Genomic DNA, 21,673 nt, shown 5'->3' with positions numbered 1-21,673 from the left:
TATACATTCCGCATATTGTCAATCCAGTATGTTATACTGTAAACAAACCTTTGAAGTTTTAAATCTTTTTCTATTACCTTGTAGCATCTCCCTACTCGAACGTTGAGTAGGGTTTTTTATTGAGTATGATATAGACATAAAAAAACAGGCCCTATATAAAGAGCCTGTTTGTATAAACGATTGAAGATTAAGCTTTTTGAACGTTAGCAGCTTGAGCTCCACGAGCACCTTGCTCAACGTCAAACGATACTTTTTGACCTTCGTCTAAAGATTTGAATCCGTCACTTTGGATTGCAGAAAAGTGTACGAATACATCGTCTCCATTTTCGCGTTCGATAAAGCCAAAACCTTTTTCTGCATTAAACCATTTAACTGTACCTTGTTCCATTTTTGTTGCCTCCTAGTGTGTAACCACACAGTATATACTATCCTTGCCCAAAGTATCATCAAGACGAAAAGTCAATCTTCATACTATCCTTTACACCGAACAAAAATAATTCTTCTTTATTATATCAGGAATCGGAAATAACTGCAAATTATATTTACGATTTATTCATGGCATTATTTGTTAAACACGTGTATACCAGCGCAGAATAAGAGGCCTATTAAAAACTATGGTTTGAAAACACCGTGAAAAATGAATCACGAGTTGTCTTCAAACCTTTTTCTTTGCTTAATAGTACTTAGCTCAGCTGTTTCTTGTTCAAGAGCAAGATAATCTTTTAAAAGCAGGGCTGTTCACTTGTAAAACTTTGTTTCTGCAGATGTTTCCAAACAGTCACTCATGGATATACCCATTACTTCATTCCTTTTTTCCTCAAACAATCAATGTTCACGGTCAAATAAATCGATCCCCATGGGGGAGCATTGAGAGAGTTTGACCCAATAAAGTGCTGGGTATAATCTTCATACGCCTTTTGTATCCCGGCTGACTCTGCTAATAATAAACTGGAAATCAGTTTATTATTTCCAATAATTTTACAGATGAATGAGAAGAATACTTATCATATATGGGGTGTATAACGTTGGGCCTTCTAAGGCTATAAAACGTTTTCTACACTTAGAAGATCACCAGGGAAGGGGAAACTTTTTAATATGAAAGAACAAAACCTAAGGACTTTGAGAAAACTGGTTACACCTTATGAAAAGTCCGATTTACACAAAAGCATTTGTCAAATCATTAACACATTGGTGCCATTTTTCCTATTATGGTGTTTGGCATATAAGAGCTTGTCGATTTCTTATTTCCTTACATTAGCGATTTCTGTTGTTGCGGCAGGTTTTTTAGTGAGAACCTTCATCATCTTTCATGATTGCTGCCACTATTCCTTTTTTAAGAACAGAAAGGCGAATCGAATCCTTGGAACATTAACAGGAATTCTGACTCTGCATCCTTTTGATCATTGGGCGCACGACCATTCTGTCCATCATGCGACAAGCAGCAATCTGGACAAACGCGGTACAGGCGATATTTGGGTACTGACGGTTGAGGAATATAAGAAAGCCTCAACTAAGACAAAAATAATGTACCGATTGTACAGAAATCCGTTTGTTATGCTTATTATTGGGCCGATTTACGTTTTCGGGATTGCCAATCGTTTTAATCGAAAAGGGGCAAAACGCAAAGAACGGATGAATACGTATGTAACGAACCTGGGGATCGTCGCTTTGGCAGCACTTTTATGTTGGGCTATTGGCTGGCAAAACTTCCTGCTGGTTCAGGTGCCGATTTTTATGATATCAGGCTCTCTCGGAATTTGGATGTTTTATATTCAGCATACGTTTGAGGATTCTTATTTTGAAGAAGATGAGCATTGGGAATATGTAAAAGCAGCAGTTGAAGGAAGCTCTTTTTATAAACTTCCAAAAGTCATGCAGTGGCTAACAGGCAATATCGGTTTTCATCATGTTCATCATTTAAGCCCGAGAGTCCCAAACTATAAGCTTGAAAAAGTGCATAACAACACTAAACCATTGCAAAACGTTCCGACCATTACACTGGCAACAAGCCTTAAGTCGTTAAAGTTCCGCCTATGGGATGAAGAAGGCAAAAAATTTGTTAGTTTTAGCCACTTAAAAAAAGCTTCTAAAAGCCAAGTATCGGCGCGGCTAACAACGGATTAAATAAACTCCCCATAATCGCAGAAAGTGCAGACTCGCGCAACGATGTTGTGCAGAAGTCAGCACTTTTTTAGTGGACTCCACAATGAGGTACATTTGTTGCCGTATTTTCCGCAAAAAAATAACGCCAAAGATGGTTAAACCCTTGGTATTATTAGAGGTGCGGCCGAGAGAACTTGAACCTTTACGGGTTATTCACCCCACTGGGCCCTCAACATGGTAAATTCATATCACTGGTTATGAAAGCTTATTTTCATTACATTTTACATCATCTCTAACGGTTTGTATGAATTGTGGTTAATAATTGGCGAGCAAAAAACCCCCATACTTTCCCACATCTCCAAATCTCATTATAAAATGATTTCATATTCGTTCCCTCTCCTAAAACAATTAAAACTACAGAGACTCTATCTTTCTCGGTAATTGAATTCACAAAAAATCTTTTTTATATCGAACGGCTAGATAGATTGCTGAAGCGAAGAATGCAATAGAATACTTAAATAAGAAGAAAACTTGCCACATATATTCTTTTGGGAAAACCAAGTCGCACAAAATTAGTGCATATAACATACAGAGGCAACCTTTTAAAGCGATTTGGTTTGTTCTTTCGTCATTCTTACCCATTTTTTTAGTAAATACGATTGTTAGAATCAATCCAACTACAAGCAATACAAATCCGCTGCCAATGAGAATACTCCAATTTCCCGGAGAATGTTCAGCCCAGGACTTTAAAGGAGAAAAAATAGCGTTAGTGATCGTATCTGTGATCGAATTCATTTTCATTTTTGATCATTTCCTTTCTCATAAGTAAAAATCTCGTTTACATCCACATTAAAAAATTCGGCAATTCGAAAAGCTAACAGCAGAGTCGGAACATAATTTCCTTTCTCCATTACAAAGATGGTTTGTTTGGAAACCCCGACTTTCTTTGCTAATTCTTGCTGAGACAATCTGGCAAGTACACGATATTCATAAACCTTATTTGAGATCGAATCACCAAAATCTTTCTTCATGACCATCACCTCTTGAACTAAATTATAAACTCACCTTATAAAAAAGTAAAGTAAACTTATATAAATATACAAAATACTTTTATATTAACCTAGATTACTATGATTTAACATGAACCAGAATGCAGAAAGAACATGATTAAAAAAGCTGACGAAAATTCGTCAGCCTAATCTTTGATATTCTAGTTTTTCTCATATTCCATTTTGATTTAATTTAATTACAATTAACTTAGGAGGTTACATTGCTAATGAAACCACGGATTACAGTAATCATTTTAGGCGTAGATAACTTAGAAAATTCATTGCGCTTTTATCGAGATGGTCTGGGTCTGCCTACACAAGAAATAGTGGTACAGAATTTGAACATGGTGTAGTAGCCTTTTTTGACTTACAAACAGGACTAAAACTTGCCAAAGTTACCTTCAACCTTGCTACTCACTTCCGGAAGACTTTAATCCATCTTCCCATTCAAAAGCCCATCCAATTAAAAAAAAACTGACGAGAAAGTCTCGCCAGCTAATTCTTCAGAATACCAATGTCCTTTTAAATCCGCTTTCCATAAATGATATACCGCTTTGGTGCATTACCGATATATGAAAATGGGTAACAAGTTGTTAGAATTAGCTCCTCTTTGTTATGCTGCAGCGTAATAATAGACGTATCTTTTTGGTCTACAATTTTTGTTTTGTCTATTTCATATGAAAAGCTCCCATATGGCAGCAGAACCTTTAATTGATCACCTTTTTTTAGTTCCCCTGTCCGGCGGAATACGGTAAGTATATCCCGATGACCTGATAGAACAATTTGTCCGTTTTCATCTGGATAATAACTGCCTTTGTAGTGGCCGACTCCTTTTTTCAAATCATCCGCATCCGTTCCCTCTACAGTCCGAAGCTCTGCGTCTATTTTTGGAATCTCGAGGACACCAAGAAATTACGGACAAGAAACTGCAGCCCTTTGAGAGGATTTATTTTATTGTAAATGAACAATTTGGGAGCTGTAGATTTAGGAACTGTTAAGATACGCCCTGTAACTTTCTTTCCGAGTATCTACACTAAAAGCAACCATCAGTCATCAAGGGCGTTAGTCATTCAACATATAAACCTATAAAAAAAGAAAGCTCCTTTCCTTGAAATTAAGGATAAAGCCTTCTAACCTTATTTTATTATTTCAGCTAAGATTTAACTTCTTTATTCCTATCAATAAAGGTTACTACAACGCTAACTATGCTGATTAAAGTTCCTGCAATAGAAACAACAATGGTCAAAAAGCCATCGGGAATAAAAAATCCTATTGGAATGAGCCCCAGAAAGGTTAGAACAATAAAACATTGGTATACACCAGATACGATTCTTACAACCCGATTACCAAAAAAGGACATGACTAACGGAGGAATGAATAAAAATACCACTATCCCCATTGATATCATTAAGATTCGAGGCTGTTCAAATGAAATGACATTATCTCCAGGAGAATTTTTAGCAGCCACTAGCATAACAACTATAGACATAATTAGTGTGAGTAAAACCAGAAAAAATCTTTTTACCATCGTTATAACTCCTTTTTATAATTACTTTAAAACCGGATTATCCGTCTTTTTCTATAACCATTTTATGTTCTCAATCAAAGTATATGCAGTCAAATTACAGCTAAAGTAATATTTATTACTACTTATCAAGACATAACATACACAGACTATGCCGAATAATTAACTGCTTTTCAGTTTAACTAATGCAAAAAGTATTCCTCATCTTACTATTGTTAAGATTACACTAAATTTGTAAGGTATCTTAATTCATTTAACATAAATGATTTAGATAATGATATTAAATTTACTAATAAATAGATTAAAGGGGCGAGTTTAGTTAGTTAGCCAATTTTTGGGCTGACACAAATCGCCTGTACTTTTCATGGGTAAGCATTAATTGGTCATGAGTTCCTTTACCAGTAATCACTCCTTGGTCTAAGAAAATGATTTGATCTGCTTTTTTAATTGTTGCTAATCTGTGAGCTATTATTACTGTAGTTCTATTTTTCATTAATTCTTCTAGTGAATTCTGTATTTTTCTCTCACTCTCACTGTCCAAACTTGCTGTTGCCTCATCCAATAATAGAATATCAGGATCTTTAATAAAGTTTCTTGCAATATCAATTCGTTGACGCTGACCTCCTGACAACTTCACTCCTTTTTCGCCAATTATTGTGCTATAACCTTTATCTAACAACATAACAAATTCATGGCAATTAGACAATTTAGAATACTTAATAATTTCATCTTCACTAATTTCTCTTTTGATTCCATAAGTAATATTATCTTTTACGGTGCCATTTATCATTGCGTTGGTTTGCATTACATATCCAATTTTATTCCGCCAATCTGATAAGTTAAATTCGTTAATCGGTATTCCTTCAAGTGATATGCTCCCATTACTTGGGGGTAATTCATACAAACGTGCAATTAAATTGAAAATAGTACTTTTACCAGAACCAGACGGCCCTACAAAAGCAGTAACCTTTCTACTTGGGATATCAAAAGTTATTTCATTCAAAATCGGTTTATCATCATATTTGAAACTCACTTCTGAAAATTTTAAATTTTGATTGCTGAAATCAATATCTAAAGCATTCTTATTGGACTCTAGCTCTTCTTTGTGCTCAAGTAGAATTTCACTTAATCTTTGGCTAGCTCCTATCGCACGCTGATAGTCTGTAAGTAACGTTGAAAAATTAGTCAAAGGGCCTGATAATTGTATAACATAGAAAATCATAGCTACTAGGGTGCCAGCAGATATTACACCCGTTGAGACTCTTATACCGCCAAATCCCAGAATAATTCCTATAGTCAGTAAAAGGATGAGGCTAGTTAAAGGTTGTATAATTGAAATGATCTTAGACTCTTTTAACCCTAATTTATATATTTCAAAAAGGTTGTTATAAGCATTTTTCAATTCTTGATTTTCTGTATTAGATATTTTTACAAGACGTATTTCTGTTAGGACACGTCCTAATAAACCACTAAAGCTTGCGACTTCGGATTGTGCTTTTTTTGAGATTTTCCTTACCATTCCGCCTAAAGGGATAATTATTGCTAAAAATATAGGCACTATAATAAGAGTTATAAGAGTCATTTGCCAATCCATTCTTAATAAAATGATAACAGAGCCTAAAATAGTGATTATAGCAGGTATTATATTGGGTAATTTTTGAGATACAAAAGCGTTGATAACATTGGTGTCGTCTGTGATACGACTCATTATTGAACCACTCTCATTATTATCAAAGAAAGAGGTTTTTAATTTGATTATATGTTCCCATAGCATAAAACGAATTGCCATAATCATCTTTTCACCAATTTTACTGAGAAAATATAACCCAATACCACTCAAGATCGCGTTAATTAAAAACACACATAAAAAAATTACTATAAATCTCCAATCAAAGGTGTTCTCAGAAAATTTATCAACAACCTTACCTGTAAATAGAGGTATAAACAAACCACTAATGCTGCCTATAGATGAAATAGAAATAGCAAACAAAATTAATAATAATGGAAGTTTTATTTTACATAATAAAAAGAATAAGGGGTTTTTAGGTCTCATAATAATCTCCTTTTTTACTTCGGATATCCATATTCAAAAAAATATTAGAAAAGTTTCTACCTACACTCTTAATTGAGGGAGATAAATAATTAAGAGTTAGACTCAAATACTTTTTTGATGTTCATCACAGGGAGCCACATATAATTAGTATTATTTATAATACCTTGTATTACGAGCAACAATCCTAATGAACCGGAAAATATATCATTTGATAAACGATATCCAAAGTCTCCAGGAGTATATATTTCGACCTTTCCTTTAAAGAGGTGTAGATCTAAAGTTTTCAAATTATCAGTATTTATACCCCGGTTATAATATTTATCAATTGCATTACTAGCAGCGATTATCCCAGCAGTACCTCGAAATAACCCACAATTGTAAAAACACTTTGATTTTACGATTTTGTAAATCCCTTCTAATTCCTCTCTCCATAAATCGTCCTTTAAAAGTAAACTCAATTCAATTAATGCGAACCCAACACCAGCACTTCCACCATCTAAATAAGGAACTACTCTTGATATATCTTCTAATTGATAAGCTCCGTAATCATCAAATTTACCAGTGATCAAGTCTTTTTCAATAGATCTTTTCGATAAAATAAGCCATTTAGGATTTTTAGTTCTTTTATATAAACAAGAATAAAAGAGTGAAACACCTGACCACCCATTGATAAGACCACGAGGAATTATATCTATATCATAAGGAACGATTGAAACATTTTTTTCTAATAATTCCTCTAGCCGGTTTGCAATTTCTATAGATTTGTTAAGATATTTGATAGAGTCTTTTTCATATGAAAGGCCTAAAAAAGCTAAACCGATTCCAGATAGTCCAGATGATAATGTTATATCACTGTTATTTTTAAAATGATTAATGCTATCAAAAAGATGTTTTGCTTTGTCAAAATAACCTGATTCCCATAAACTAGTGGCTATTCCAGCCTTGCCAGTCAAAAGTCCATTTTCCATCTTCAATAAATCGTCTAAAGATTGATTACCTACCCATTCGTTTAATTTTTCATTTTGAATATTTGTTCTATTAAAGGCTAATACAGCTCCAAAACCGCCAGTTAAGATATTAAATAATCCATTGTTTAATTCATACTGTCTAATATCTCCTGAGATTACCCTTTCATCAACAAACATATTTTTTATTATATTATTTTGAAGTGATATCTTCATTTCATTTAGTGTCATTTCTTTAATATGTTTATATTTATATTCATAATTCAGTAAATCTTTAGCTGGATTTGCCTGAACTCGTGAACATATATTTTGTATTTTATTAATTATTTTTATAGCTTCGGAGCCAAAATAATTTTCAATATATCTATCATGTATCTCTAAAATTTTTGAAGAAATATCTTGAACTGGACCAATAGGCAAAAATAAATATCTCGATATTCTTAGTAATGCAAACCAATCCGCTTGTTTTCTAGTCAAATTAGGCCCGCCAGTAAAACCAAATGTTTTTAAACCTGATGGTACACTATCATTAATAAAACTAGCAGTTTCAAAGTCTATCAATCGTATATTTTCTTCAGGTGTAATAATAATATTTGAGGGCTGTAAATCTCCTATCCCTATTCCGTGATTATGAATTTCAGTTAGAGCATCTATTAATTGATCCAAAATATTTAATGCTGATTTTAGATATTGATATTCCTTATTTGGTTCATTCGTATAAAAAGGATATTTTGTTGCAAGCCAAGTTCTAAGTGATGTGCCTTCAATATATTCTTCTATAATAAAATGATGTTCCCAAGCCTTAAAAAAATCATATATTTTTACGGGATAGTGCGTCCCTTCAAGTTTTTCCAAAATTATCGCTTCATTTTTTATTCTTGTAAAGGCATCAATTCCAAGACTGTCTAATCCGATATTTGGTCTTCCTTCCTTAAGGATAACTTTTTTGTCTAGTTTATCTAGGGCTAAGTAGACTCCCCCTCCATTACTATAATGAATTGCATGGATAACCTCTATATCATCTAATGGAGTAGGTTCAGCTAACTCGTTTTCTAATTTATTATCCATCTCTCTTATTGGAGCAGGTTCAGTGATAAATTCGGGTATAGAATAATGAGGACTTCTTGAGTCTTCAACTAAGTCACCAGAAGGACTTTGAATAGCATATACCTTTTTATTATCTTCATAAAAATACATGCCAATAAATGCACCATATCTAAAGTAAACATTACTGTCGTACCATCTTTTGTCTGTTAAAATATAAGGACCTTTAGGAAGAGTGTCTAGCTGCCTGCTTAATATTTTCAACAAATTTAGAAATACTTCTTCATTTGACGGGAAAATCGTAATAAACTTACCTGCAGAAGATCTGTCGCTATACTTTGAATTTTTAATACTTAGTTCCCATAAACTTTTAACATATTTAAAAGAGACTTTATAAGCGAACAATATATTGGATACAATTTCTAATGTTTTTTCTGCAGAATCTATTGTAGTACTTATATGAATTTTCCAACCTTGCATTGGAAGTTCATAATCTTTATTCATGATATGAATCCAATGATTTTCTTTTATAGTTTCATAGTTATTAGGTATATTAGAAATATACAAAGCCGACTCCCTATTAGGGATATCCGGCTTTGTGTAAAAAGAATTGTTTGTCGAACTAAGATAATTTAAATATCGCAAATCCATATTTACAACCCTTTCAATTGATTAGTTAGTTGCAAAAAGCTGCACTCACTGCGCTGACAGGAAGAGGGGTAGCACAAAAAGCTATACTATAAAAAGATAGTGATTGGCCTTCTACGGTACCTGTCGCCCCTGCATTATACGCTGAACCACTCTCCAAGCTCTGCAATTTCAGGATATTACTGATTTGCTTTCCTCTTGACATTTCATCCAACTCCTTTTATATTTTTTAGATAGTTTATTGTATTTACTTTTTGGGAAATACAAAGAAAAGAGAGGATGATCCCCTCTCTTTTCTTTAAGTAGGGTTGTCCAAAATCATTAGTTACCACAGAAATACAAACTAACTGTACTGATCTTATCGCAGCCTAAGCTTACTGATGATCTGCCTTTTAATAGAGTAACCTCTTTATCAAGTGCTTTATGCTGAAGTGATAATAATTTTTTCATTTGTTTTACCTCCTCTTTAGTCTAAACAGCAGTAATCTTAGTTACCACAGAAATACAAACTTACTGTACTGATCTTATCGCAGCCTAAGCTTACTGATGATTTGCCTTTTAATAGAGTAACTTCTTTATCAAGTGCTTTGTGCTGAAGTGATAATAGCTTTTTCATTTATTTCACCTCCTTTAGTCTAAACAGTAAGTAATCTTAGTTACCACAGAAATACAAACTTACTGTACTGATCTTATCGCAGCCTAAGCTTACTGATGATCTGCCTTTTAATAGAGTAACCTCTTTATCAAGTGCTTTATGCTGAAGTGATAATAGCTTTTTCATTTATTTCACCTCCTTTAGTCTAAACAGTGAGTAATCTTAGTTAGCACAGAAATACAAACTTACTGTACTGATCTTATCGCAGCCTAAGCTTACTGATGACTTGCCTTTTAATAGAGTAACCTCTTTATCAAGTGCTTTGTGCTGAAGTGATAATAGCTTTTTCATTTATTTCACCTCCTTTAATGAACTTGTCTATTTCAAAGAGATTCAGATTATTGTTTTTAGGTAACGGTAACCAACTACTCCATTTATCACTATCTATATCAGAAAGAGCAAGTAGTAATCCGCTGTTTCCTGTTTGTAAGTCTAAAGATAGTCGGTAACCATACTCTCCTGGACTTAAAATTCCTTCGTGTTTCTTATACAGGAGATAATTCCCGAGTGCTTTAATGGTATATTCTAATGAGCCTGTATTTACCCCTGCACATTTCATTGCATTCGCAAGAATAATCATTCCTCCCACACCTCGAAAGATGCCACTTGCAAATGTGCTATATAAGTCTGTAACATTAGTTAGTTTTTTGAATAGTTCAGTATTACTTTCTGTCATAAAATCAGGAAGATTTTTATTGAATTCCAGCATAATTAATGCAATCCCAGCTGCACCTTCACCAAGATATGGTATCAACCTTTTATAGCCCAATGAATATTCTTTTATTTGTGCTAATTCTAATTTAGAATCAATTTCAATGTTTTTGCTTATTTCTTTATTGAAAATTTCGCTAGCCAGCTTTATTAAGTCATTGTCATTTGTCGCCTTGCCTAACATTAGAATATACAAGCTGATTCCAGACCAGCCATTTAACAAGCCATACGGCATTGCATAAGGATCCCTTACAGTGATGGAGCAGTCTTCTTTATAGGCATCTATTATTCTATTTCCTATTTTTATAGAGCGATCTAGAAAGTCTTTTTTCTGAGTAATGCTATAAAACGCCAGGTAGTTTAATCCAATTCCCGATAATCCAGAAAACAGTGTTAAATCTGAATCTTCAGTATCCGGAAAAGGCATTGTCTCTAACAGTTTAATTGCTTCTTCTTTATATCCAATATCGTATAAAACGGACAATATGCCTGAGATACCATTAAATAAACCGAGCGGGAAATTTTTATATGTTTCCGTGTCTAAATTCAATATTGTCTCCAATACATGATCAACCCATTGATAAACTGAATCGGATAGAGTCCCTGTTCTATCCAAGGCCATTATTCCCCCAAATCCTCCATTAGCGATTGATAGACTGCCCATTTTTTCAATAAATTGCCTGATATCTCCGGATATTAAACTTTCTGACTTAGGTTTTAAATGACTCATAATTCCAGCTCGCAAACCTTCAGTTATTTCATTAACATTCTTGTAGTTTATTTTCATTGGTGGAATTGTTAAAGTAGCAGCTTTACTTAATTTCTTGATGGTTGGTAATGTCTTCTCTTGAATTTCTTGAATTTTATTTAAAACTTCATCCCCAAAATTCTCTCCAATCCATTTATCTTGATTTATTTCAATATCAATTGACAGATCAGATAAATTTTCTATCGGTAAAAATAAAAACCTGCAAATTCTAAGTAATGCATACCAATCTGCTTGCTCAAAAGTTTCTGCTTGATCCGTAACGTAACCAGGAGTCATTAAGGCAGGGGTGTATTTGCTTTCGGGAGTTACAGCAGTTTCTAGGTCTATTAATTTGATTGAGTAATCCTCTAATACCAATACATTATTTGGCTGTAAGTCTCCGAGTGCAATCTTACTTCTATGAAGATCTTTTAAAGCATCAATCAACTGATCTATCACATGCATCATCCGTTCCATATAAATATCTTTATCTTCTTTATATGAAAACGGAAAGTTTTGAGATACATATTCCATAAGAGAAATTCCTGATACATGTTCTTCAATCAAATAGTTATTTTCCCAAATCTCAAAGTAATCGTAAAAATCAACTATGTAAGGCTTCTCACTTAATTGCTTTATTGTTTCAGCCTCTTTATAAATTCGTTTAAAACCATCTAGTTTCAACCGATCCAAACCTGAACCAAGTCTTCCTTCTTTCATAACAAACGTTTTCCCGTTTTTTTCAACTTTATATACTCCACCACCATTGCTAAAATGCAGTGCAGAAATAACATTGTATGAATCAAACTTCGATGTGTCTTCTTTATCAAGTTCTGCATCAACTTTTTTAGTCATGATTTGTATTTCAACAGGTTCTTCAACAAAGTCAGGAACTTCATAATATGGAGCACGGACATCTGGAATTAATGTGCCATCAGGTCGCTGAATTGCTGGAACATTTTGTCCATCTTTATTCACATACATAGATACAAATGCTCCATAACGAAAGAAGACATTTGAATACTTCCAGCGTTTATCATTCAATATATAAGGACCTTTTTTTAAAGCTTTAGTCAGATTATCTAAATCTGAAAGTAATGTTAGAAAAGTCTTGTTATCATAAGGATAGATTGTAATGAATTTACCCGAAGATGCTCTGTCTCCGTTTTTAGAGTTTTTGAATAATAATTGCCTTTCATTAGGAACAAATTTAAAGGATATTTCATTTTCTATGAGATATGGAAGGACAATATCTAAAGTCTTTTGTGCCTCATCAATATCTGTAGTGATATGTATTTTCCATCCTTGTTTGGGCATCTTTTTCTTTGTGTTAATACAATAACTCCAATTAATATCCGTGTTTTGTTGCCACTCTTCAGAATTTAAGCTAGGGATACGATAATTGTTTACTATTTTATTCGGTGTTACCAATTCATAAAATAAATTGCCTGGGCTCAAAAACTCAACATATCTTAAATCCATCAAAATCCCTCACTTTAGGCTAGAATAATTTTTTCTTGCATCTCACTTGTCAATAACTTGTTTAGTATTCTTTCTGTATCTTTAGTCCAAATAGACGCCCAAACCATATTTTTGAAACTTTTAATCCTAGCAGATGTAACACCAATCTGGAATTTTTCATTATTACTTTCAAAAAACCAAGGACCGCCAGATATCCCATGTTTAAGTTTGGATCTCATTCCAATAAGCTGCTCTTCTTTAAAAAGAGTTAAATCTAAATCTCCTTTAGAGTATTTCTTCTGAGATTTAAAAAATGAAATTGGGTAGCCTGCTAATGTAACCGCTTTATTATGCTCTTCTATCATCCCACTTAAATCAAAGTTAGGAATAAAAGCAACATTCCTCATGCTTTCAGGCAATTTAATCCATCCAAAAGCATAGTCATAAGTTAACCTATGAGTACTAATCCATTTTTCAGGTATTACTATATTTAGTACATCATATGATTCTTTCATTCCACAGTTCTCTACTTCTATTGATATGTTTTTAGCTATTTCATTACTGCCTACATCGTATAGGCAATGAGCTGCAGTAGCAACAAAGAATTCATCTTTGTATATGATAATAGATGCGCTACCTAATGAATTCACTTTTGATTTTCCTAATTGAAAACTAAGTTTACATATATTATCCATGACTCATTACCTTTCTATTTCTTTTTTTCTTTTTTAGGCAATTTAAGTTATTTATATTGTAATACCCTATGGGAAATATTACAATGGATAAAAGTGAAAATTTTCACTTTTTTTACAAAATCATAATCAAAAAGGAGGTGTTATAATGTCTGATAAAATTTTGGCACTTCAAAAATTATCAACGAAAAAAAGTGTCAGCCCTGATAAAAAGTCAGTTCTCAGTATTTTTATTTGTGAGGGTGGTCAAGGCAGCTCAGTAAGTCTATACGCTTGTACTTCCGTAGGTGGTTTTTAATGAAGATTTCCATTAGGTTTTACTATTTCACAATCAAATGAATAAACTGGAGGTATAGCATTATGAAAAAAGTTCTTTCACTTCAGAAACTTTATGACACCGATATACCTAAGAGTAATAAAATTCAATCCAATGTGAGTATTGGCTGTTTAGGCAGAAGTAACATAAGTTTGTTTATTTGTTAATTTATAGTGAAGTTTATATCATCTTGCTGTCCTTAAAATTTTTAAGGGCAGCTTCTTTATAGCCATTTTTATTTAGGTTATATCGTACAAATTAGATCAGAGGTTTGGAGGCGTACCAAAGTAGCCGTAATTAACCCAGGTGTATGAATATGGAGCAGAAAAGTGAATTGCTACCATATGCAGGGGTTAATGGTATAGGTTTTACTCTGTGCAATCTATTCAAAAGAAAAAAAGAGAGCAAAGTACAGCTTCATTAATTCATCAGTTGAAATAATTTAACCTGCTCATCTAACCAGGTTATTGGGAACGCGACTGATAGAAGGTAGAGTTACGAGAATGGTGTCCGTTTAAGGAAGTTATAGAGGAAGATCGCCCATTCTTTTTATCAATATTGGACTAAGAATATCTAGTTTAGGGGGATAGAAAGCTAAATAAACAAGTACGGGTGGAAAACGCAAAAGATCTCCCCACAAAAAGATTTTAAACTTTACACAATCACCTTTGAACCTTTTTAAAGTTTGTATAGACTTTCTCTAATTTTAGTGACCTTATATGGGCGACAATCGCATCGTAACTTGGAACCATTCTATATAGATCATTGACATATATTTACATCATGTATTTTCCTAGTACTCAGTAATTAAGATAATCTCTTTTTTCATAATTACCTATCAAATGAATAGATGTTTTCCTATTCGTTCCCTTCACATTCTTTCTTTAATAAACAAGTCCCTCTTTGCTATTCACATGATTTTATAGTAGCGGTTCTTAAATTGAGAAGGAGTTTAACCAACCTGACTTCACAGCTAAAGTATTCCCATGTCAAATTGTTAATTGATCAAAGAGAAGATTATATCACAATAAAAGAACGACTTGGACATGCTCCCATCAGAACAACAACTGATTTTTCTTGCATCTCTTTTCCAATAAACAAAAAGAAACTGCTGATAAGCTGGATGAATTATTCTAACAAGTGGAGTAAAAAGGAGTAAACCTTAAAAATAAAAGAGAGCATAAAAAAATACCAGGGGTCTACAACCCTTGGTATCATTGATGCGGCCGAGAGGACTTGAACCTCCACGGGTTATTCACCCACTAGGCCCTCAACATAGTAAAATCATATCACTGGTTATGAAAGCTTGTTTTCATTACACTTTCTAACTTTTCTTTACATCATTTCTATAGGTTTGTATAAATTATGGTTAATAATTGGTGAGCAAAAAACACCCTTACTTCCTACTTCGCTAACTCTCATTATGTTCAAATGATATGCAATTAAGTTGTTAATTTTTCAGGAGTAAAAATGGAGTAAGTTTTCATTATAGATACTATTCAATAATCCACCTCTAATGTTTTTTTAGACAAAAAAAGAACTAGTCATATTCAGCAACTAGTTCAATTTTTGTTAGGATTAGAATTTGATAACTCTATATTTATAATACTTTGATTTCCAGTCTAATTCTAAATGTGCATATAAGTGTGCACTTGAATGTGCAGAATATCTTGGATACCCTTTATAAACATCATAGATAACTGCAGTATGCTTCCATTTTTTAGACGATTTAGAGTACATCTGAATAACGTCACCTGTCTTCACATACTTTGAAACATCCTTAGGACTTGTTAAATTGTATACTTTATGTTTTTTTGTACCGGCCCAATATGTATAAAAATCTGAAACAACAGTCCATGAAGTTGAATATGTTCTTGCCGCACTTCTAGGCACTGATTGATTATACCAACCTTTTGTGGTTTTATGGTGACCACGATTAAAGCTGAACCCCGTAGTATTCATTGGCATTCCACCAGCTAAAACTACCTGTGATGCATAGTTGGTGCAATCTCCTCCACCACTATTTTCTCCATAGTACCCATATTGACTGGTCTTCTTATTCCAATTGTTAACCATGTATTTTTTTGCAGCGGATCTACTGTAACTAGATGCCAATTGAGTTACAAAAAAGGAATTAGAATTAGTACTTGCCATATAGTCAATTGGAATCTGACCTGATTCTTCTTTAATTTCTTCAACTTTTGCTTCAGCTTGTTTGTCTTCTTTTATATTTTCTTGTTGTACTTGTTTAACAGTTTCATTTTCGACTTTTTTAGGAAGATCAAAGTTTTCAACCTCTACTTCACCGTTCTCATCTTTTTTTTCTTCTTGGGCGGCGTACTTAGCCAATTCCTCTAAATAAGTATCTGAATAGACTTCCATTAAAGAAAAGTTATAACCTGATTTTGTTATCTCATCAGCTTTTTCATTAATACCTTGAAGAAAATTAATGTAATCCTGAGAATTAATGTTATAATTCAAATGTTGTGCTTTTAAATACTTTTGGACTTCGGTTTCCCCTTGCTTAACTGTTAAGTTCTCATTTTCAGCTTCAGCTGCATGAGCATTATTAAGGAAAGTGAAACTCAAAGCTGATGTTACTATAAGACTAAGTGCAATTTTTTTCATTTGTTTCTCCTTATTTGAATTTATGGTACTATCATATAGTAATTACTTTATGAGGAAAAATCAATACATTTTTTGGAGGTTATTTATGAAAAAGGAGTATAAAAGACCTGTTTTATTTACAATTTTTGCTTTGGTTATTATTTTCCTAGTGTTTTTCTCATTAAAAATCTATAACCATTACAATCTCGAATATCCTAACTGGGAAGGTAAAAGTAAGGATCACAACTGGGAAGTAGTTTTTAAAAAGAATGAAGATGCTCCAAAAGAGTTTAGCGGGGAGATTCTTTGGATTGGTGATAAAGATAAAACTGATAAAACTTATATAGAATCCATAACAATAATGAAAGATAATAAAACACTTCTTGATACTTCAGATTTTAACAGCGATATCCCTATGAAAGATTATTCAGGTGGTACCTCTAGCGATGGATCAGCTAAAGAAAAATCATTTTCATTTTTAGAACGTTTAGAAGAATCTGATCTAAAGGGATCTAAGATAACGGTTCAAGTGAAATGGAGACAAGATAAACAATCATTCAGTACTGAAAAGTTCGTTCTTTCAAAGAAAACTTTATTTAATCATTAATTCTTTGAATTTATTCTAACCAGTTCTTTATCTGAACTGGTTTCTTTTTATGAAATTCTTCAGTATAAAGTTTTTTTTCGGAATTGAATGTTTACAACATAAAAAACCATACCAAGATGTTTTGGTATGGTTTTCTATGATTGACCCTCAACATAGTAAATCCATATCACTGGTTATGAAAGCTTGTTTTCATTACACTCCTTATATTGATTTGCCATCTTTCTATACGTTTATATGAATTATGGTTAAAAAATGGTGACCAAAAAAAAACAATAAACGTCCTTCCTATTTGTGATCTTATTGATTAAGAATTTAGAATTTGTCAATTCAAAAAAATCATGCTGCAACTCTGTCCGATGCAATCTTTATTTCATGATTTGCTTCCATTTTAGTATGCAAATGGTTCAAAGTTAAAACACTACTCAATACCAGCACTGCCAACAGAGCCCGAGTGATTTTCATTGATAATCTCTCCTTTTTTTATTTTTTGTCTGGCTTCAATGCTTAAACGATAATATTGATTTGAAAGCACCAAATCGCCCGTTTGGTAAAAGTAATCCCCAACTTCTATGGCGTAATTCTCAACATCAGCATACATTTTTTTTGATTCTAGATAAGTAAAAGCCTCTTCAATATGATGATATTCACCATTTGAAAAGTAAAGTCCTTCTAATATTTTGAATTTCGCCGCGTATTCATTATCATTATTTTTATTACTATACATTTTCCCTTTCTCAAAATATTCAAAAGCCAAATTAAAGTTCTTCTGTTTCGCTTTGACATGTGTCAAAATGAATAACGCTTTCGACACAAATGAATTATTGCATTTTTCTAAATACTCTAAAGACATTTCCAAGTGACGGGATGCCTTTGTATATTCCTCTAATTCATCAAAACATATACCGATATTTATATGAGACATTCCAATTAAATGATCAATATTTATTTCTTTTGCTATCTCCAATGATTCAAAAAAAACTTGTAATGCCTTCTCATATTCCAATGAATCAATATAATTTCCGGCAACAATGAATTGACAGCGTATCGTTTGAACAGCATATCCCTCATACTCTCTAAATATTTTTAGCGCACGATTTGCATAATTCATGGAGAAATACGTTTGTTTCATATAATAATACACATAAGACACTTTGAAAAAAAACTCTGCTTTTTCTATTTCGTCCTCAACTTCCGACAACTTTGATTCTGCTATTCGATAGGCACTTATCGCCGTAGTCAATTCTTTACGCCTAAATTCATACATACCTTTAAAAAAATAATAATAGTATTCCAGCATTCCGGTTAATTGCCCTTGCTCTTCAATCTCTTTTATAGTCTCATAAGCACTGTTCAGATCATCTATTTCCTTTGATTCCATGTAACTCAACATTATCTCATGCCTAAATTCCAATAGCTGATAATATAACAATGCATCTTGGTTTTCTTCCATGTTTAGTAATTCTTTCTCTACTTCTGTTTTTATAATCTCTGCTTTTTCAACTTGATCATTTTTTATTGATGTATACCATTCATTTAACTTTTTTGTAACTAGGTCGTACGGAATTTTATCTTTATCTAAGAAAACACTCCGCAAGAAAATTCCCCCATCCTTACACAAATTGTACGAATATTTACATTAATTGTATTATGTCAGAACACCCTTTATTTTACAAAGATGAATTGCAAAAAGGTACATTATATCTACTCCTTTGCGGATTTTTTGCGGTTATAGCAATTCTTTTGTGACTTGACGGAAAAGTCATTACCATTCATGGACAAAAAAAGAGGAGCAAACTCAAGTTTGCTCCTTAACGTTCTCTTTACTCAACGTCTTGTATCTTCTTTGGAAACCATAACGTCCATTTCTTCTATCATAATAAATTTTTTGTAAGAATTTCAGCAAGTCTTACTAAACCACTTGAAGAAACTGGTTACTCATTATGTCCTTTTTTGCGTCATTTCATTTATTCAACTATTGGTGTAAGTGAACTACCTGCCCATACCTCTCCCTTATTAAGAGTCCAACTGTCATTATAAAAAATAGAACCACCTTTATTAACCGAAGGGCTGTGAACCTCATCCCAAGTTAGAAAATAAACGGTTTTCGGATATTTTTGTTTGACTGTATTAAGAAACGCAGAATAATCCAAATTACCATCTTGTTTTTGTGTACCGATTTCTGTGAATGCAAATGGCTTATTAAGAGCTGTTAACTCATCATATCCTTGAATTGAAAAATTGTCTGAGAAATACGCATCTAATCCAACAATATCAACATATGAAGATCCAGGATAAAAGTCAGTCTTAAAGTCTCGATTGGCGTCTGGTGAGTAAACCCATATCAGGTTGTCCAAACCTCTTGTATCAGTCATATAATGATAGATTTTTTGATAAAGTTGTTTATAAAGTGAGAAGCGCTGGCTGTCTTTTTTGTTATATTCGGTTAGTCCCCACCAAAACCATTCTCCATTCATTTCATGAAGAGGTCTGAATAGAACAGGAACACCTTCATTTTTTAACTGATCAAGGCCATCTGCAACTTTGCTCAGAACAGCCTCTAATCGCTTACCCTCTGTAGTTGATGAGTCTAAGATTTTTTCATACTCACTGTTTGAAATATGGGAAGCATTTTTCCCAAAAATACTGGATGCAGGATTAGCTAGATGTAAGCTAATCTGTGGTATTCCACCACTTTTCCAATATGAGATTAAGTCACTGTTGCAACTATAGTCGATCGTCTCAGTAATATCAGAAATATAGGGCTTCTCCAACCATCCACTGGAATAGTCACAACCATAAATTGCGGGTAACTGGCCTGTAGCATTCTTAATTCGGTTGGCTTCTTTCATGGAAAACGAAGCATTTGTGAATCCGCCGAATGCACCTGACAGTATGCGATTTTCAGATCGGTTTGGTAGATGAGCTAGCCAATTCATCAACTCTTTCGTTGTCGCCTGAGCATTAGGATTCACAGGGTTAACTGTATGAGCAGATGCCGTCTGTGAAAAAGCTGAAATGATTATAGAAGAAAGTAATATAAAAATACTAATTTTTTTAAACATACATATTCTCCATCTTCTTTGTTTTTTAGGATTACTAATCATTAATTCTCTTAAGAGTAAGTCATTAACAATTTAATCTATCTTTCTCCTAGTAGTTTATGATTCTCCTTTCAGTTTTAAATTAAGAGAGTTTTCCTTCGAGATATTACATTACCCATTATAAATCTCCATTTTTTGGGCATTAACTATATTAAACCTAAAATTACCTTCCAACATCAGACAGTTTTCCTGTTTTTGATATATGCCTAACAGTCTATAAAATAAACTTTTTTCTTTGGTATTGAAGTCTTTTTCCCTATTTATCTGGTTTATTTATTATCGATATAAAGAGGTGAACCATTTTTTACTCTTTTTATCCTCCCTCCGAAACTATTTTAAAAATAAATGAATGGATACACCCCAATAGCAGCCAACATCACGGCAATCCTTTTATAAACAGAAAAAAGAGGAGCAAACACATGGTTTACTCCTCTAACTTAGTTTCTTCACCTTTTGCTTCTTCATAATCTGGTATCTTCTTTGACAGCCCCAGTCTGTCATTTTCTCCATTACCCGGCATATGATCAAGTTCCTTATAAGAATCACCGACCTTTTCATAATATGAGTAAGGGGCTATCTCTCTATTTGGATTATCTGTATAAAAACCGAGCTGAATATATTTCCCACCATCAAAAACTCGAACTATTGCATTTTCTCTTTCCATTCCGTCTGTATCAAAACCATATTCTTTATCTTTCTTTTTCTCCAAACCAATAACTTTATCAATCGCATCATCATATTTGTTTCCGCCACATGCAGTTAAAACAATCATCATTATCAAGCTAAGGAAAATAAAAAGGTTTTTCAAAATAAACATTCCCTCCTTTTTCAATATTTAGTATAAACAAACAATTTAATCTTTTCCACTTTTTATCCATTTCCCTTAACCTGCACATTATCGACTAACCAACCATCTTTATCTTTTTTCATAGTCGTTTGAACAATCAACACTTGATTCGTAGTAACTGAATTTGCAGTCGTTGAGATTTCTACAATGTTCAAAAACAATTCATGGGATTGATCTAAGGATTTTGAATAACTCTCTAAAGAAAGTAATTCACTTTGCACACTGACTGTGTGCTTTTGATCAGAACGAGAAGGGAAAGCATAGTCAAATCCTTTTCCAGTTGTATGCTTCTTAACTGTCTCATATCGCTTATCTATGTCGGAGTAATTAAAAAACGCTTCAAAAAATGCCTTGTTTTCCGAAGCGCTGCTTGTTGATTCTATATGGTTCAATTCCTTAATTTTTTCTGTTAAAACTTCATTCTTATCCTTTAACTTTTCAATCTTATACGTTTGCTGTCCATTCGTGAAAAATCCCGTCAGCAATATTAATAACAAACAAGACGAAGCCCATGCAATATGTGTTTTCATATTTTCACTCC

The 21,673-nt window shown here is 33.1% G+C and carries 22 protein-coding genes and 3 pseudogenes; 6 read left to right on the top strand and 19 right to left on the bottom strand.

Going from position 1 to position 21,673, the window contains the following annotated elements:
* Positions 1-187: 187 nt before the first annotated feature.
* Both cspC and NYE56_RS21290 read right to left on the bottom strand, forming a co-directional pair.
* Positions 188-388: a cold shock protein CspC gene (cspC, locus tag NYE56_RS02450; protein ID WP_003234247.1), complete on the bottom strand. Its 201-nt coding sequence runs from the start codon at positions 386-388 to the stop codon at positions 188-190.
* Between the two features lie 409 nt (positions 389-797).
* Positions 798-956: a molecular chaperone TorD family protein gene (locus NYE56_RS21290; RefSeq protein ID WP_349897605.1), complete on the bottom strand. Its 159-nt coding sequence runs from the start codon at positions 954-956 to the stop codon at positions 798-800.
* A gap of 139 nt (positions 957-1,095) precedes the next feature.
* Here NYE56_RS21290 and NYE56_RS02445 point away from each other — a divergent pair, with 139 nt between their 5' ends.
* Complete coding sequence (locus NYE56_RS02445) at positions 1,096-2,124, top strand: fatty acid desaturase (protein WP_341283400.1); 1,029 nt, start codon at positions 1,096-1,098, stop codon at positions 2,122-2,124.
* A 426-nt stretch (positions 2,125-2,550) separates the two neighbouring features.
* Here NYE56_RS02445 and NYE56_RS02440 read toward each other — a convergent pair whose 3' ends face one another.
* Together NYE56_RS02440 and NYE56_RS02435 are read right to left on the bottom strand one after the other, a co-directional pair.
* Positions 2,551-2,904, bottom strand: coding sequence for a hypothetical protein (locus NYE56_RS02440; protein ID WP_049140443.1), 354 nt, complete (start codon positions 2,902-2,904; stop codon positions 2,551-2,553).
* Entirely contained in the window at positions 2,901-3,134 is a 234-nt protein-coding gene (locus tag NYE56_RS02435) for a helix-turn-helix transcriptional regulator (RefSeq protein WP_003240464.1), read from the bottom strand. Before NYE56_RS02435 ends, NYE56_RS02440 begins: the two co-directional genes overlap by 4 nt.
* Before the next feature lie 245 nt (positions 3,135-3,379).
* Between NYE56_RS02435 and NYE56_RS02430 the strand changes: the two are divergent.
* A pseudogene (locus tag NYE56_RS02430) lies at positions 3,380-3,543 on the top strand (VOC family protein); the annotation flags it as partial.
* A gap of 131 nt (positions 3,544-3,674) precedes the next feature.
* On the opposite strand, the pseudogene NYE56_RS02425 reads toward NYE56_RS02430, so the two are convergent.
* The 10 genes and pseudogenes from NYE56_RS02425 to NYE56_RS02385 form a co-directional block, all read right to left on the bottom strand.
* Positions 3,675-4,058, bottom strand: a pseudogene (locus NYE56_RS02425) (class D sortase); the annotation flags it as partial.
* Between the two features lie 247 nt (positions 4,059-4,305).
* Positions 4,306-4,680: a hypothetical protein gene (locus NYE56_RS02420; protein WP_341283399.1), complete on the bottom strand. Its 375-nt coding sequence runs from the start codon at positions 4,678-4,680 to the stop codon at positions 4,306-4,308.
* Positions 4,681-4,996: 316 nt separating this feature from the next.
* Complete coding sequence (locus tag NYE56_RS02415; RefSeq protein WP_341283398.1) at positions 4,997-6,730, bottom strand: ABC transporter ATP-binding protein; 1,734 nt, start codon at positions 6,728-6,730, stop codon at positions 4,997-4,999.
* Between the two features lie 89 nt (positions 6,731-6,819).
* On the bottom strand, positions 6,820-9,390 hold the full coding sequence (gene lanKC / locus NYE56_RS02410; protein WP_341283397.1) for a class III lanthionine synthetase LanKC: 2,571 nt from the start codon (positions 9,388-9,390) through the stop codon (positions 6,820-6,822).
* A gap of 318 nt (positions 9,391-9,708) precedes the next feature.
* A complete protein-coding gene (locus NYE56_RS02405; RefSeq protein WP_187290710.1) occupies positions 9,709-9,837 on the bottom strand; it encodes a class III lanthipeptide in 129 nt (42 codons plus the stop codon).
* Between the two features lie 37 nt (positions 9,838-9,874).
* Complete coding sequence (locus NYE56_RS02400) at positions 9,875-10,003, bottom strand: class III lanthipeptide (protein WP_187290712.1); 129 nt, start codon at positions 10,001-10,003, stop codon at positions 9,875-9,877.
* 36 nt (positions 10,004-10,039) lie between these two features.
* Entirely contained in the window at positions 10,040-10,168 is a 129-nt protein-coding gene (locus NYE56_RS02395; RefSeq protein ID WP_187290710.1) for a class III lanthipeptide, read from the bottom strand.
* Between the two features lie 36 nt (positions 10,169-10,204).
* Positions 10,205-10,333 carry a class III lanthipeptide gene (locus NYE56_RS21285; RefSeq protein WP_187290711.1) on the bottom strand — a complete coding sequence of 43 codons (129 nt, stop codon included), beginning with the start codon at positions 10,331-10,333 and terminating at the stop codon, positions 10,205-10,207.
* On the bottom strand, positions 10,296-12,983 hold the full coding sequence (gene lanKC, locus NYE56_RS02390; RefSeq protein WP_285300281.1) for a class III lanthionine synthetase LanKC: 2,688 nt from the start codon (positions 12,981-12,983) through the stop codon (positions 10,296-10,298). Before lanKC (NYE56_RS02390) ends, NYE56_RS21285 begins: the two co-directional genes overlap by 38 nt.
* A 14-nt stretch (positions 12,984-12,997) precedes the next feature.
* A complete protein-coding gene (locus tag NYE56_RS02385; protein ID WP_236822440.1) occupies positions 12,998-13,612 on the bottom strand; it encodes a trypsin-like serine peptidase in 615 nt (204 codons plus the stop codon).
* A 190-nt stretch (positions 13,613-13,802) separates the two neighbouring features.
* Between NYE56_RS02385 and NYE56_RS02380 the strand changes: the two genes are divergently transcribed.
* The 3 genes and pseudogenes from NYE56_RS02380 to NYE56_RS02375 all read left to right on the top strand — a co-directional run.
* Positions 13,803-13,952: a hypothetical protein gene (locus NYE56_RS02380; protein ID WP_341283396.1), complete on the top strand. Its 150-nt coding sequence runs from the start codon at positions 13,803-13,805 to the stop codon at positions 13,950-13,952.
* A 62-nt stretch (positions 13,953-14,014) separates the two neighbouring features.
* Positions 14,015-14,137 carry a class III lanthipeptide gene (locus NYE56_RS21280; RefSeq protein ID WP_187290709.1) on the top strand — a complete coding sequence of 41 codons (123 nt, stop codon included), beginning with the start codon at positions 14,015-14,017 and terminating at the stop codon, positions 14,135-14,137.
* Between the two features lie 809 nt (positions 14,138-14,946).
* Positions 14,947-15,107 (top strand): annotated as a pseudogene (locus NYE56_RS02375) (tyrosine-type recombinase/integrase); the annotation flags it as partial.
* A gap of 441 nt (positions 15,108-15,548) precedes the next feature.
* Here NYE56_RS02375 and NYE56_RS02370 read toward each other — a convergent pair.
* Positions 15,549-16,598 carry an amidase domain-containing protein gene (locus tag NYE56_RS02370; RefSeq protein ID WP_268549863.1) on the bottom strand — a complete coding sequence of 350 codons (1,050 nt, stop codon included), beginning with the start codon at positions 16,596-16,598 and terminating at the stop codon, positions 15,549-15,551.
* An 85-nt stretch (positions 16,599-16,683) separates the two neighbouring features.
* On the opposite strand from NYE56_RS02370, the gene NYE56_RS02365 reads away from it, so the two are divergent.
* Positions 16,684-17,184 carry a DUF4944 domain-containing protein gene (locus NYE56_RS02365; protein ID WP_268549862.1) on the top strand — a complete coding sequence of 167 codons (501 nt, stop codon included), beginning with the start codon at positions 16,684-16,686 and terminating at the stop codon, positions 17,182-17,184.
* Between the two features lie 418 nt (positions 17,185-17,602).
* Here the strand turns inward: NYE56_RS02365 and NYE56_RS02360 are convergent, their stop codons facing one another.
* From NYE56_RS02360 to NYE56_RS02345, 4 genes are all read right to left on the bottom strand, one after another.
* On the bottom strand, positions 17,603-18,778 hold the full coding sequence (locus NYE56_RS02360; protein ID WP_268554653.1) for a Rap family tetratricopeptide repeat protein: 1,176 nt from the start codon (positions 18,776-18,778) through the stop codon (positions 17,603-17,605).
* A 370-nt stretch (positions 18,779-19,148) separates the two neighbouring features.
* Positions 19,149-20,246 (bottom strand): glycosyl hydrolase, encoded by a 1,098-nt coding sequence (locus NYE56_RS02355; protein WP_221777341.1) that lies wholly within the window; start codon positions 20,244-20,246, stop codon positions 19,149-19,151.
* A 463-nt stretch (positions 20,247-20,709) separates the two neighbouring features.
* The gene (locus tag NYE56_RS02350) at positions 20,710-21,093 is read right to left on the bottom strand and encodes a cystatin-like fold lipoprotein (RefSeq protein WP_375060306.1); all 384 of its coding nucleotides are present in this window, start codon (positions 21,091-21,093) and stop codon (positions 20,710-20,712) included.
* 62 nt (positions 21,094-21,155) lie between these two features.
* Entirely contained in the window at positions 21,156-21,662 is a 507-nt protein-coding gene (locus NYE56_RS02345) for a hypothetical protein (protein WP_221777310.1), read from the bottom strand.
* Between the last annotated feature and the right edge of the window lie 11 nt (positions 21,663-21,673).

It is taken from the genome of Bacillus sp. FSL R5-0603, assembly GCF_038050295.1.
GTDB lineage: Bacteria > Bacillota > Bacilli > Bacillales > Bacillaceae > Bacillus > Bacillus subtilis.
This window is presented reverse-complemented; position numbering and strand designations above follow the sequence as displayed.

Excerpts from the sequence above, each read along its gene's own strand:
- cspC (WP_003234247.1), bottom strand. The coding sequence starts at position 388 with ATGGAACAAGGTACAGTTAAATGGTTTAATGCAGAAAAAGGTTTTGGC.
- NYE56_RS02445 (WP_341283400.1), top strand. The coding sequence starts at position 1,096 with ATGAAAGAACAAAACCTAAGGACTTTGAGAAAACTGGTTACACCTTAT.
- NYE56_RS02440 (WP_049140443.1), bottom strand. The coding sequence starts at position 2,904 with ATGAAAATGAATTCGATCACAGATACGATCACTAACGCTATTTTTTCT.
- NYE56_RS02435 (WP_003240464.1), bottom strand. The coding sequence starts at position 3,134 with ATGAAGAAAGATTTTGGTGATTCGATCTCAAATAAGGTTTATGAATAT.
- NYE56_RS02420 (WP_341283399.1), bottom strand. The coding sequence starts at position 4,680 with ATGGTAAAAAGATTTTTTCTGGTTTTACTCACACTAATTATGTCTATA.
- NYE56_RS02415 (WP_341283398.1), bottom strand. The coding sequence starts at position 6,730 with ATGAGACCTAAAAACCCCTTATTCTTTTTATTATGTAAAATAAAACTT.
- lanKC (WP_341283397.1), bottom strand. The coding sequence starts at position 9,390 with ATGGATTTGCGATATTTAAATTATCTTAGTTCGACAAACAATTCTTTT.
- NYE56_RS02405 (WP_187290710.1), bottom strand. The coding sequence starts at position 9,837 with ATGAAAAAATTATTATCACTTCAGCATAAAGCACTTGATAAAGAGGTT.
- NYE56_RS02400 (WP_187290712.1), bottom strand. The coding sequence starts at position 10,003 with ATGAAAAAGCTATTATCACTTCAGCACAAAGCACTTGATAAAGAAGTT.
- NYE56_RS02395 (WP_187290710.1), bottom strand. The coding sequence starts at position 10,168 with ATGAAAAAGCTATTATCACTTCAGCATAAAGCACTTGATAAAGAGGTT.
- NYE56_RS21285 (WP_187290711.1), bottom strand. The coding sequence starts at position 10,333 with ATGAAAAAGCTATTATCACTTCAGCACAAAGCACTTGATAAAGAGGTT.
- lanKC (WP_285300281.1), bottom strand. The coding sequence starts at position 12,983 with ATGGATTTAAGATATGTTGAGTTTTTGAGCCCAGGCAATTTATTTTAT.
- NYE56_RS02380 (WP_341283396.1), top strand. The coding sequence starts at position 13,803 with ATGTCTGATAAAATTTTGGCACTTCAAAAATTATCAACGAAAAAAAGT.
- NYE56_RS21280 (WP_187290709.1), top strand. The coding sequence starts at position 14,015 with ATGAAAAAAGTTCTTTCACTTCAGAAACTTTATGACACCGATATACCT.
- NYE56_RS02370 (WP_268549863.1), bottom strand. The coding sequence starts at position 16,598 with ATGAAAAAAATTGCACTTAGTCTTATAGTAACATCAGCTTTGAGTTTC.
- NYE56_RS02365 (WP_268549862.1), top strand. The coding sequence starts at position 16,684 with ATGAAAAAGGAGTATAAAAGACCTGTTTTATTTACAATTTTTGCTTTG.
- NYE56_RS02355 (WP_221777341.1), bottom strand. The coding sequence starts at position 20,246 with ATGTTTAAAAAAATTAGTATTTTTATATTACTTTCTTCTATAATCATT.
- NYE56_RS02345 (WP_221777310.1), bottom strand. The coding sequence starts at position 21,662 with ATGAAAACACATATTGCATGGGCTTCGTCTTGTTTGTTATTAATATTG.